A 12,127-nucleotide genomic window follows, 5' to 3' on the forward strand; every position below is an offset into this window, starting at 1 on the left:
TCAACGCCCTTTTGCTCAAGCGAACCCAGCTCGAAGGCATTCGACCTGCCACAGCATCGATGAAAGAAGGCGTCGCTCATCGGCACCCCACGGGCGCACAGGCATGAGCGTGTCGATGCAAGCTCGCCCGCCGACGTCGCAATGGGCCCTGAGCGCACTGCTCGCCTCGGCCTTTGTCGTTGCGCTCGGCTACGGAATCGTCTTGCCGGTCCTGCCGATGATGGTCGAGCGGCTTGCCGGTGCGACAGATCCGACATTCAATGCGCGGCAGATTGGCTTCCTGACTGCTGCCTATGTCGCCGCGCCGGTGGGCGCCGCTTTCCTCTGGGGGAAGTGGTCGGATTTGATCGGGCGCAGACCTGTCCTTGTCGTCGGCCTGATCGGCTTTGCCATCACCTTGGCCGCTTCTGCGCTGGCCCCAAGTCTGCTCGTTCTTTATGTCGGTCGGATATTGAATGGCGGCTTCGCGGCTGCCGTGGGGCCCACGGCTCTTGCGTTCATTGCCGATACCGAAGGCGGGGACGATTGCCGCACAAGGGCGTTCGGCCGGATGAGCATGGCATCGATCGCAGGCTTCCTGGTCGGGCCTACCCTTGGCGGGCTCGCGGCGGAACTGAAGCTTCATTTGGGCGGCGTGGCTGTCCCGCCACAGACCGTTCCCTTCCTTCTTGCGTCCGGCCTCGCTGCAGCGGCAGCGCTTGGTGTGTGGTCTGTGCTGCCTGGAAACCTGCTGCCCGGTCCCCGTGTTGAGGCGAACAAACCCGGGGCATCAATGTTCGCACCCGGAGAGTTACGGCTGCTCTCACTTGCCGCCGTGGCTGCGGCAGGGCTTGGCGCATTCGAGGTCGGGCTCACCCTGCGAAACGCCGAACTCGCAATGGGTCCGGCCGCGCTCGGCCTCATGTTCGCGACATGCAGCGTTGTCATGTTTGCGGTCCAGGGCATTGTCTTTTCGCCCCTCGTCAAACCCGCAGCGGCAAGATTGCTTGCGGCTCCCGCCTTCCTGGTGATGGCGATCGGCTTGGCGCTTATTCCGACGATTGCCGGGCTCACGGAAATGCTGTTCGCTGTTTCCATCGTCGCTGCTTCGGCCGGGGTGATCAGCCCACTGCTCGTCTACTGGGTGTCGCGCATCAGTACACGAAGCCAAGGTGTAGAACTCGGCATCCAGTCGGCGGCGGTCAGTCTCGGAATGTCGGTGGGCTCTGCGGCCGCCGGCCTGCTGTTCGGGTTCCCCGGGCTGGAAGGCGCCGCCTTCCTCGCCGCAGCCGCAGCAATGGGCCTCGCCGCGATTGCAAGCCTGAAGCTGCCGCTGCCATTGGCGCCCGCGCATTCCGAGGCGCGGCCTGCCGACCAAGCGGACGCAGCAGTTTGATCCACGTCATTGCGAGTCCGGCCGCCAAGATGTGAAATACAAAAAACAGGAGATCGCATCGATGCGGATCCGCACACTTTCCAGTTTGGAATGCACGAAATTGCTGGTGGCCAATCGCGTCGGCCATCTTGCATGCGCGAAGGACGGACAGCCCTACGTCGTGTGTTTCAACTACGCCTACGCTGACACTCACCTCTATGCGTTTTCCTTGCTAGGCAAGAAGATCGAATGGATGAGAGCCAATCCCTTGGTGTGCGCGCAGGTCGAGGAACACGGCCAAGGACGCGGATGGAGAAGCGTCGTTGTCGACGGCCGCTTTGAAGAACTGAGTGACCGGACCGGCCACGAGTTTCAGCGCGGTCACGCATGGACGGTGTTGAGCAAGCACGCCGACTGGTGGGAGCCTGGCGCGCTCAGGCCGATCACACCTCCCGTGTCAGACAGCACACCGCACGTTTTCTTCCGGATTCTCGTAGAAGAAATTTCGGGCCGGGAGGCAATAGAATAGGCTGTTTTCCGGTAGATTGACGCGTTGCACGGAACGCAAGCACCTGGCTGACAGTGGATTGCGCCGGGCCGATCGTTTTCAGCCTTTGAATTCTAGCTCGACATTTCGATCGGCGCCGATGGTTGCGAACGTGCCGGTGGCAAGGGGAAGCTATAGATCGCGCGAACTTGGCCGCTTTCGATGGACCAAGCCCGCGCCCAACTCAAGTAAGTTTCTTTCTCTACCTGCCCTGGATGAGGTCCATGACAGGCGGGAACGTCAGCAATACGCCTACCGCCAGCAACGCGAAGGACACAGAAAGGACCTTTGTCATTTCCACGTTCTTTGGGGCCCACCTGCGCGAAAGGACAAACCACGCGACCAGCCAGACGATGACTGCGCTGGTCCAGACGCCGGACAAGGCACCGGTCGGTGCATAGAACGTGAAGAAGTGGTTGAGTGACGCAAAGGCATCCCCCGCTAGCGCGAAAATCCCCATCGCGGCACACCCAATTCCGGCGGCCAAAATGGCGGCCGCACCTGGACCGTTGGGAATCTCGTCAGGCCTGATAGGCTTGATATTGGCCATGATCATTCGCCCTCCTGTTCACCGGCGATGATTTCAATCATCGCGCCACCACGAACCGGAGCGTATTTGTTGAGAAACGCCCCGAAAGCGCCCGCTACACCAGTCGCCACGAAGGCAACAACCGCGAAGCCGATCACGGCCGTGCGGATTTCTTTCTGCCTGGCCAAAGCCGGTCCGTATTTGGCGAAGACATAGGCGACCATCGTCATGGCAATTGGCGCAAGCCAAGCCACGTGTTCTTTCCACTCCATGCCCAAGCTATGCCACGCGGATGTCTTCGGGTTGGAGGTCAGCAGAAATTTTGGATAGTCGGCCAAATCGGTAACCCCTGGGGGCACCGCCGCTCGATACCACGGATACACTATGTAGGCACCCGACAGCACCGCACCCCAGGCAAGGATGACCATTATCGAGAGATAAAACAAAAGCAGATTGTGTTCTCTGGCGCTTGGAATGGATGGGGCTCCAGGCGCAGACATTCGATAAAGTTCGGCAAGCGCCGCCGAAAACGCCAGCATGAACAGCGCCCCAAACCCCATGCCGTGGAATACTGTCATAAGATCGCGAAAAGAGATTTCCATGATGGCACCTCCCGACATCAACAGCTGTTTGATTAAAGCCGATGGTTGACCTTTCCGCTTTGACTGGGATCAATTTGCGATATTTGGTGGCTTCATTTCCTGCTTCGTCATCCAAGGCACCTAGCCGCAGCTATTGGCGGCCGGTGCCGATAAGGTCGCGAGTACGGATTCGATCCCGCATCCGTCGAACGTGAGTTCCATCGCCGGTTTGCTGGCCGGGGCCAGCGCCGAATTGTCCGGGAACGCTTCGCCAGAGGAAAGGTCGTGACTACGACGCTCCCCTGTTTCAGGGCTTTGTTCATTCCGCCGCGGCAAGCCGATCAAGCAGCCGGCGTCGAGCCTGGTTCAAGCTCCCTCAACCAGCCGCCCTCGAACCCCGCCCGTTGCAAGCCGCTGCGGATGTACCGGCACGAGCGCATTAGCCGCCACAAGAGGCCGCTGCGGTCGTTCTCGATCATCAGGACAACCGGGCCCTCATTTAGGCCGAAGTGCCAAGGCGAAACCCACCATCCAAAGGCGCTGCCGGATGTCCCCGGATGCGTCGGATTAAAGGCCGCCTTGAAGCCATAGGCATTGGCGGCCTTGAGCTTGGCCTGGTGGATGCAGAAGCTGATCGCCGGCCGGACGATTTCAGGAGCAAACGGCAAGGATGCCGCGACAGCCCACGGGGCGAGCGTGCCATCATCGGGACCATAAGGGACACCGCGCCCGACATAGCCCTCGAACCGGCGCTCGATGCCGTTCAACTTGAGCGTGGAAGGGCCCGGACCCTCGCTTGCGGTGATGCCCCAGCAGTGTTCTCCATAACCCTCGAACCCACGCGGATTGTCGACGGCGTAATGCTGCTGGACGAAGGTGGCGCGCCGGCTGTTTTCGAAATAATCGCTTCCCTTGCCGCGCATGAAGGCATCCTGCAGGCCGCGAAAATCGATCCATACATGCGAGAGCTGGTGAATGAAAAGGGGTCCGGCATAAAGATATTCGTAGCCGTAACAGCTCTCCCATCGGAAGGTCGCGGACCACGCTGTGTAGCTGCTCGGGGGCAACGGGTGTGTCGGCGAACCTAGTCCCAGGACATAGAGCAAGAGCGCTTCGTCGTAGCCTTGCCAGCGATATTTCAGGAACCCGTGCTCAGGAGTCCAGCCATGGGTTACGGTATCTCCCCCGTCCTGTGCCCAGCGCCAGTCGGCCCGGCGGTAGAGCGCTTCCGCTAAGCCGCGGATCTCGGCTTCGGCCTCGGTATCTTCGTCGAAATACTGCCCTGCAGCCAGCGCGCCTGCTAGCAGCAACGTGCTGTCGATCGTCGACAGCTCGCATTGCCAGGCCCGCCGGCCGGTCTGCATGTCCAGGAAGTGGTAGTAGAAGCCGCGATATCCCGTGGCGTCCGGTTCCACGCCCTGTGGGCTGTTCCAGAAGAAGCGTAGCGTTGTCAAAGTGCGTTCAACAGCCGCGGCTCGCGTCATGAACCTGCGCTCGACGCCCACTGGATAGCATGCCAGCGCAAGGCCGGTGGCCGCGATGCTTGCCGGCCAATTCGCCTCGGTCTTGTCCAGGATGAGACCGTTGGCGGGGTTCGCCTCACGGATGAAGTAATCGAATGTCTCCCGCTGCAGGGTCGCTAGATCGTCTTGCATGGCAGAGGTGTTCACGATGCGGTTGCTCTCGGGAGAATGCGATCGTATAGCGCTGTGTTCCCGCCCGCTGTTCACGGATGCGACAGATACAGATGGTCGAACACACCTTTGACGCCCCGGACACCTTCGGCAACCACGCGGACAGCATCCCGTTGACTCTGCGATCTGACCGCGCCGGAAAAATGCGCCAGGCCATCAGTCACCGTAAGCGTTAACGCGTCTGCTTCGACCCCTGCGTCCCCTCGCAACCACTATAAGAATGCTGCGCCGGATTGCATCGTCACCTGCCGCCGTAGCGTCGTCAAACCTCGTCGCAACGAAGACGCGCAGAAGATCGGCGCGGCTGACGACGCCGACCAGACGCTGTCCTCTCATCACCGGAATGCGCTTTATGCCGTGCTCCTGCATCAGCGCAACAATTCGCGCTATCGGGGTTTCCTCGTCCGCCACGATGACATCCGAGGTCATCAGATCCGCCACTTTCCAGCTGTGGCCCTTCACATAGCCGCGCGCCTCACCTGCCGGAAAAACTGAGCACCGAGCTCCGACCTGCGCAGGAAATCACCTTCGCTCACAATTCCAGCCAGGCGGCCATTGTCATCGACGACAGGCATGCCGCTGATGCGGATGATCCAACATGATCCGTGCGGCGTGTCTTACGCTGTGGTCAGGCGACACGGTAACAACCTTTGTAGTCATTACATCCTTTGCTTTCATCTGCCTCATCCTTGGCTCAGTGAACAGGCGCCGTAGCACCAATGGCGGCATTGTAGCTTGGCCGCCTCCGACCTCCTTGAGGCAAATCAATACCAGTTCAGGACTAGCCGATCCGGCCGCGGTGCCGGCTCTCGGATCCCGGTTTTGATTTGCATCAATGTTGCACTCGCCTCGACGGATGATGGTGGCAAGCGACGCGACGAATGCCTCGAACATCCGATTCCGGCGGCCATGGCTGACACCGTCTTCACTGCAAGAGCGCTGACCAAAACCTACACCTCGGGTGAGACGCAAGTGCTTGCATTGCGCAAGCTGGATCTAGAGATTTCGGCGGGAGAGATGGTCGTTCTGCTTGGCCCGTCGGGCAGCGGGAAGTCGACCCTGCTCAACATCATGGGCGGGCTTGACCACGCCACGAGCGGCCAGTTGTTCTTCAGGGACCAGGAACTGACCAACCTCGATGATCGGGGGCTGACTGCCTATCGGCGGCAGCACGTCGGGTTCGTTTTCCAGTTCTACAACCTGATCCCCAGTCTGACAGCTTATGAGAATGTCGCGCTCGTCACGGAGATTTCAGATCATCCGATGCGCCCGGACGAGGCGCTCGCCCTGGTCGGACTTGAACCCAGGATGCATCATTTCCCGGCTCAGCTCTCCGGTGGCGAGCAGCAGCGTGTGGCCATTGCTCGCGCGATCGCCAAGCGCCCGGACGTGTTGCTCTGCGACGAGCCGACCGGCGCGCTGGATTCCAAGACAGGCATCCGGGTAATCGAGGCACTGCTCGGCATCAATGCCCAGCTTGGCACCACGACACTCATCATCACGCACAACGCCAGCATTCAGGATGTCGCCGACCGCGTCCTGTTTTTCGCCGACGGGCAAATCTCCAGAATCCGGAAGAACGAGGTTCGCCGAACTGCCGCCGAGCTGGTCTGGTGATCTGGATGCGCGCGCCGGACGTCAAGCTCCTTCGCGACTTCCGGCGGCTCTGGGCGCAGGCGCTTGCCATCGCCCTGGTCATAGCTGGAGGCGTGGCGACGCTTATCCTCGCCGTCGGTTCCTACCGTTCCCTCGACGAGACGCGCACCGCCTACTACGAACGCCACCGGTTTGCCGACGTCTTTGCCACGGTGAGCCGCGCGCCAAGGACGCTTGTCAGCAAGATTGCGGAGATTCCCGGCGTCGCTTCGGTCGACGCGCGAATAGCGAAGCTGGTGCTGCTGGACATACCAGACTACCTGGAGCCGGCTACGGGTGAAGTGAAATCCCTGCCGGAGATCGGTGAGGCTTCGCTCAACCTGCTCTACATGCGTGTTGGTCGCATGCCAGAGCCTGGGCGAGCCGAAGAGGTCGTCGTCAACGAGGGCTTTGCCTTGTCCCACGGCTTTCAACCCGGGGCACGCTTCTCGGCCATATTGAACGGCCGGAAACGCGAGTTAACGATTGTCGGGATCGCGCTCTCTCCCGAGTTCATCTACGCGGTCGGCCCTGGCGATATCATGCCGGACGACCGCCGCTTCGGCCTCATCTGGATGTCGGAAAAAGCGCTTGCCAGCGCCTACGATCTCGATGATGCGTTCTCGTCCGTGTCGTTGAAGCTGCTGCGGGGCGCGTCCGAGAGTGAGGTCATGATGCGCCTCGATGCCCTGCTTGAGCGCTATGGCGGGCGAGCGGCCTACGGGCGCAAGGACCAGACTTCGCACGCCTGGCTGAACCACGAACTCGACATGCTCAACAACATGAGCCGGACGCTGCCGCCGATCTTCCTTCTGGTATCGGCCTTCTTGGTCAATCTCACGCTCAGCCGGCTCGTAGCTCTGGAACGCGAGCAGATCGGGCTCATGAAGGCGCTGGGATACAACAACGCCAGCATCGTCATGCACTACCTCAAATTCGTCACTGTCATCGTAATGATCGGCATTGTAATCGGCAGTGCAGCGGGCACTTGGCTGGGGATGCGCATCACCGGTCTCTTCGGCGACTTTTTCCACTTTCCGTTCCTCGTCTTCACCAAGAGCCCGGACCTCTACGTCATCGCCGCCTTCCTCAGTCTGGCCGCTGCAATCATCGGGGCGGTGCGCGCGCTTCGCGAGGTCGTGCGATTGGCGCCTGCCGTGGCGATGCAGGCGCCGGCGCCCCCCCGCTATCGCAGACTGCTGCCTGCGAGCTTCTCTCTCGACAGACTCATCTCGCAGCCGACCACGATGATGTTGCGCAACATCACTCGTCATCCAGTCAGGTCATTGTTCACGACGCTCGGAATTGCACTGGCGACGGCCATCTTGATCGTTTCCCTTTTCACGGGCGATGCGATGGAGCAACTCATCGACGTGACGTATTTCCTGGCCGACCGTCAGGACGCCACTGTGAGTTTCGTGGAAAAACGTCCGCTCGACGTCGTCCTGCAGATCGCACGGCTTCCGGGCGTCCTTGTCGCCGAGCCGTACCGCGAGGTGCCTGTCCGCATAAGAAACGGCAACGTTCAGCGCCGCATCATGATCAGCGGCAGGCCGCGTAACGCCGATCTCAACCGCATCATTGATGTGGACCTGCGGCCGGTCGGCCTGCCAGAAGGGGGCCTGGCGATTTCGAGCATGCTTGCCAGTATCCTGGGAGTGAGGGTCGGCGATTCCGTCGAGCTCGACTTGCTGGAAACAAGGCGGACCGTTGTCGTCCCTGTGGCAGCCCTGGTCGAAGACTACTTCGGCATCCGCGGGATGATGGATTCAGACACGCTCGCGCGCCTGATGCGCGAAGCGCCATCATTGAACAGCGTCAATGTCAGCCTCGACCAGACCAGCCGTGAAGCGTTCTATGCTGCCATCAAGGACTTGCCGATTGTCGGTGGCCTGGCTTTGCAGCGTGTCTCGCTTGCGAATTTCCGCAAGCTGGTGGCCCTTCTGATCACGACAATGGCCAGCATTTACACCGGCCTGGCTGCCGTCATCGCATTTGGCGTCGTCTACAACAGCGCCCGTATCTCACTCTCCGAACGGGCGCGGGAGTTGGCCAGCCTGCGCGTCCTCGGCTTCACTCGGGGCGAAGTGTTGCGCATCCTCCTGCTCGAACTCGCCCTGCTCACGCTGATCGCGCAGCCGCCCGGATGGCTGATTGGCTATGGCCTTGCCTGGATCATGCAGAAGAACCTGGCAGGCGAACTGATGCGGGTGCGCCTGATCGTCGAGCAATCCACCTATGTCTTCGCCAGCGCCATCGTGCTCGCCGCGGCCGTGGTTTCAGCTCTCGTGGTTCGCCGAAGGCTCAACGAGCTGGACCTTGTCACCGTTCTCAAGACGCGAGATTGAATCATGCGCGCAATCTGGATGAAGCGAATTTTTGGGATCGCGGCCGTGACGCTGTTGGGGGCCGGCGCGGTCTGGTTCGCATGGCCGCGGCCCATTGCTGTGGACCTTGCGACGGTGACGAAAGGTCCCATGGAGGTCACGATCGAAGACGAGGGGAAAGCGCGCGTGCGCCACGTCTATATAGTGTCGGCCCCCATCGCCGGCGAGGTCCTGCGCATCTCTCCGCCGCGTCACGTGGGAGATCAGGTCACCAAGGACGAAACCGTTTTGGCTGTGATGCAGCCGACGCTACCGGGCTTTCACGACGCACGCACGCATGAGGAGCTGCGGTCGGCACTGGCTGCGGCCGATGCGGCCGTGAACCTTGCGGCAGCCGAAACGCGTCGGATCGAAGCCGCGCTTTCATTTTCGCGAACGGAGCTCCGGCGGGCCGAGGCGCTGGCGCGCACAGAAGCGATCTCCCTAAAGGTTCTCGACACAGCCAAATTCGACGTTGAGACCAATGAAGCAGCGCTTGCCAGTGCGAAAGCCCAACTCGAGGTCCGCCGGAACGAGCGTGACAGCGTTGCGGCGCGACTTGGCGAACAATCGGGTGCCCCGCCGGAGCCAGATCCGGCCTGCTGCATACAGTTGCGCGCCCCCGTTACAGGCAGCGTCTTAAAGATCATGCAGGAGAGCGAAGGTGTGGTCCAGGCTGGCGCCCCGCTGATCGAAATCGGCGACCCGCTCGATCTCGAAATCGTCGCGGACCTGCTGTCGACCGACGCTGTCCGTATAAAGCAAGGCGCGCCGGTCTGGATCGACAACTGGGGTGGACTGCCGGTCCAGGGCCGCGTCTCCCGCGTCGATCCGGCGGGCTTCGCCAAGGTTTCAGCCCTTGGCATCGAGGAACAACGGGTCCGCACGACGATCGACTTCACCGACCCTCCGGCGAAGTGGTCGGCGCTAGGACATGATTACCGCGTGATCGTGCATGTCACGATCTGGAAAGGCGATGACATCCTGGCCGTCCCAGTGGCTGCCCTGTTCCGACAAGGAGACGACTGGGCGGTATTCGCGGTAAGGGACGGCCGTACACGGGTATCCATCATCAAGATCGGTCAGCGAAACAGCCGTACGGCGGAGGTTCTGTCGGGCCTTGCCTCAGGCGATCGCGTGGTACTGCACCCGAGCGACAGGGTCACGGACGGCGTGACCGTCGCGGAGCGCGATGTCCAATACTCTCAATAGCTAGTGTCGGAACGGCAAAGTCGATGGAAAGGCGGCAACCAGCGGGAACTGGCGGGTGGACAACAAAGGAGACAAGATCCTGGCCGCGCATGGGGTACGGCCGCGCATCCTGATCGAAACGCCCTACGGCCTGACCATCGCTATCCTTGCAGCGAAGGGCATGGGGATCGGCTTGGTTAATCCCTCCGTCGTTGCGGACGGCATGATCGGCGGTATTTTGGCCAGGCCATTCGAGCCAGCCGTCAATTTCCGCGCGCTACTCCTGCGCCCGCCGGACGGCATCAATTCGACCTTGATCACCGACTTCATTGGCGAACTCTATGCCGCTCGCAATATGCTATCGAGCGAGGCATAGGCAACTGGCTCGACGCCTGGTTCTAGCTGCACACGAAAATTCCTCGATCAGAAGCAGGACACGCAATCCCGGTCCTATCCCTCCCCCATCGTCGAGCGGAGAAGAGCTTGTATATGCTCTGCCAAGTCGAGCTCACCGCGCGCCTCGATCTTCAAAAGATATCGGGCCTTGGCCCGGCGATCACCTTCCCCGAGCGCAGGATAGGCGCATACAGCCAGCAGCGCCCTTTCCTCAGCCCGGCTGGCTCTGTCGTGGTCGCGGTTACTGCCGCCCCTTTCGTGGATCGCCTTGCCGAACGCGGCGTACGTTGCCTTGTGCGCATTGATCAGCGCCCGCAGATCGCGGGACGGTTCCCGGTCCTCCCGTCGCGGCTTTGTGGCGAAAGCCGATGCCGCAACCGTCGAGGCGATAACGGCGCTGGCGGAGTTGAGAAGCAAGGCGCGGCGATTCATCCTGGACATGGTGAACTCTCCTCTTCACGTCATGGCAGGCTGCCAGAACGATGTCGTAGGATCGGCCAGCTGCGCTTCCACAATAGCATGACTGCCGGCGCGTTCATGTCAGGATGGATGGTAACGTTGGATGCGTTGCAGCCAGAGCATAGTTGGCGCGACTGCGCAAATCGGCATCTCGCGAACTGTTCGATCAATCGTCCCTCGGCCTCGCCACCAAAGAAAGGATCGCCATTCCCGAAAAACTCCATAACTTCGAAGAATTGCGATCCCTTTCGGCGCGGCTCACGAGGCGTCCTCGGCGGTGATGGCTTCATCACCCGTTCGTCCACCCATCGTCCGGGCCTCGTTAAGATGGCGGTGCCAAGTGCCTTGCGACGACGGCGACCAGCGAAAGCCGTCGGCTTTCAGCGCCCACCGGTCGCCTCGTCGGGCTTAGCCGGGAAGATCGGCTGAATGCGAGCCATGTCGACGTCGATGATCGACGGCTCTGATTCCGATCTTGGCGATCTGGCTTTCGTTTGCCCACTCCTGCATCCTCACCAGTGATTTCAGTCGCGATTGCAGGCGGCGGATTTCGGCCCGGTTGCCGACGTGTCGAAACCGCGTTTCCATTGCCAGTCTGCCAGTATGACGGCTGTCGACCGACGCTGATGATTGGGTGCTCGACAATTTCAATGCGGCACAAGTCGGCAGAAGCATACGCAAGTTCCCGAGAAGGCGAGCGCCGCGTAGGCACGCTGCCGGGTTCACCGCTTTCCCAGCCAAGCACTAGGTAGTTTCCCGTAGGGATAGAACCGAATTTCGCGACCTGCTGATTCGCGCGATTGCTGTGTTACGGATCAACCGGGAAACAGCCATGCACGCCCAATCGAGCTCCAGAATTTCACTGCCGTCGCACCCCCTACAGTCGAGCCTGCCTACGGCATTCGATCCGACACTGCTACAGCCGGTCAGCTTCTTTCGCTGCGGTTCGGAAATCTATGCGCAAGGTGAAAAGGCCGGAGCCTTCTATCAGGTCGAGTTTGGCGCCGTGCGTGTTTACCGCCTGCTTGCGGACGGTCGCAGGCAGATAAGTGCCTTCCATCTGGCCGGAGAGACATTCGGTTTCGAAGCCGACAGCACCCATCATTTTTTCGCCGAAGCCATCAACGCCGTGGGTGTCCGCGTCTTCCGCTTTGCCACTGGTGCGGATCTCTCCCGTCAGCTGCTGCCGTTGGCTCTCAAGGGCCTGACGAGAGCGCAGGAACATCTCTTGGTTCTCGGCCGTCAGAATGCCATCGAACGCGTCGCCGCGTTCCTGGTCGACATGGCGGAGCGGCAGGGCGGCTTGCGACAGGTCGAACTGCCGATGTCGCGCATGGATATCGGCGATTATCTCGGCCTCACCATCGAAACCGTA

11 protein-coding genes and 1 pseudogene are annotated in these 12,127 nt (G+C 61.0%); 7 read left to right on the forward strand and 5 right to left on the reverse strand.

The window, feature by feature from the left end; translation table 11 throughout:
• The first annotated feature begins 115 nt into the window (after window positions 1–115).
• Entirely contained in the window at window positions 116–1,375 is a 1,260-nt protein-coding gene (locus E5W70_RS22625; RefSeq protein ID WP_292662622.1) for an MFS transporter, read from the forward strand.
• 61 nt (window positions 1,376–1,436) lie between these two features.
• On the forward strand, window positions 1,437–1,883 hold the full coding sequence (locus E5W70_RS22630; protein ID WP_292662657.1) for a pyridoxamine 5'-phosphate oxidase family protein: 447 nt from the start codon (window positions 1,437–1,439) through the stop codon (window positions 1,881–1,883).
• Window positions 1,884–2,103: 220 nt separating this feature from the next.
• Here the strand turns inward: E5W70_RS22630 and E5W70_RS22635 are convergent, their stop codons facing one another.
• The 4 genes and pseudogenes from E5W70_RS22635 to E5W70_RS22650 form a co-directional block, all read right to left on the reverse strand.
• Window positions 2,104–2,457 carry a hypothetical protein gene (locus E5W70_RS22635; protein WP_292662625.1) on the reverse strand — a complete coding sequence of 118 codons (354 nt, stop codon included), beginning with the start codon at window positions 2,455–2,457 and terminating at the stop codon, window positions 2,104–2,106.
• A complete protein-coding gene (locus tag E5W70_RS22640; RefSeq protein ID WP_292662628.1) occupies window positions 2,454–3,032 on the reverse strand; it encodes a hypothetical protein in 579 nt (192 codons plus the stop codon). Before E5W70_RS22640 ends, E5W70_RS22635 begins: the two co-directional genes overlap by 4 nt.
• Window positions 3,033–3,352: 320 nt before the next feature.
• On the reverse strand, window positions 3,353–4,666 hold the full coding sequence (locus tag E5W70_RS22645) for a glucoamylase family protein (RefSeq protein ID WP_292662631.1): 1,314 nt from the start codon (window positions 4,664–4,666) through the stop codon (window positions 3,353–3,355).
• A 71-nt stretch (window positions 4,667–4,737) separates the two neighbouring features.
• Window positions 4,738–5,383 (reverse strand): annotated as a pseudogene (locus E5W70_RS22650) (CBS domain-containing protein).
• Between the two features lie 231 nt (window positions 5,384–5,614).
• On the opposite strand from E5W70_RS22650, the gene E5W70_RS22655 reads away from it, so the two are divergent.
• Genes E5W70_RS22655 through E5W70_RS22670 form a run of 4 tightly spaced genes read left to right on the forward strand, consistent with a single transcriptional unit; the run spans window position 5,615 to window position 10,273 of the window.
• Entirely contained in the window at window positions 5,615–6,322 is a 708-nt protein-coding gene (locus E5W70_RS22655; protein WP_292662660.1) for an ABC transporter ATP-binding protein, read from the forward strand.
• A 5-nt stretch (window positions 6,323–6,327) separates the two neighbouring features.
• The gene (locus E5W70_RS22660; RefSeq protein ID WP_292662633.1) at window positions 6,328–8,688 is read left to right on the forward strand and encodes an ABC transporter permease; all 2,361 of its coding nucleotides are present in this window, start codon (window positions 6,328–6,330) and stop codon (window positions 8,686–8,688) included.
• A 3-nt stretch (window positions 8,689–8,691) separates the two neighbouring features.
• Complete coding sequence (locus E5W70_RS22665) at window positions 8,692–9,918, forward strand: HlyD family efflux transporter periplasmic adaptor subunit (RefSeq protein WP_292662636.1); 1,227 nt, start codon at window positions 8,692–8,694, stop codon at window positions 9,916–9,918.
• Window positions 9,919–9,973: 55 nt separating this feature from the next.
• Window positions 9,974–10,273, forward strand: a complete 300-nt coding sequence (locus tag E5W70_RS22670) for a LysR substrate-binding domain-containing protein (protein WP_292662639.1) — start codon at window positions 9,974–9,976, stop codon at window positions 10,271–10,273.
• Window positions 10,274–10,347: 74 nt separating this feature from the next.
• On the opposite strand, the gene E5W70_RS22675 is transcribed toward E5W70_RS22670, so the two are convergent.
• The gene (locus E5W70_RS22675; RefSeq protein WP_292662642.1) at window positions 10,348–10,734 is read right to left on the reverse strand and encodes a hypothetical protein; all 387 of its coding nucleotides are present in this window, start codon (window positions 10,732–10,734) and stop codon (window positions 10,348–10,350) included.
• Between the two features lie 850 nt (window positions 10,735–11,584).
• On the opposite strand from E5W70_RS22675, the gene E5W70_RS22680 reads away from it, so the two are divergent.
• Window positions 11,585–12,127: cyclic nucleotide-binding domain-containing protein (locus tag E5W70_RS22680; RefSeq protein ID WP_292662663.1), on the forward strand; the 543-nt coding region annotated here is incomplete at its 3' end.

The sequence above is a fragment of the Mesorhizobium sp. genome, assembly GCF_005063415.1.
GTDB lineage: Bacteria > Pseudomonadota > Alphaproteobacteria > Rhizobiales > Rhizobiaceae > Mesorhizobium.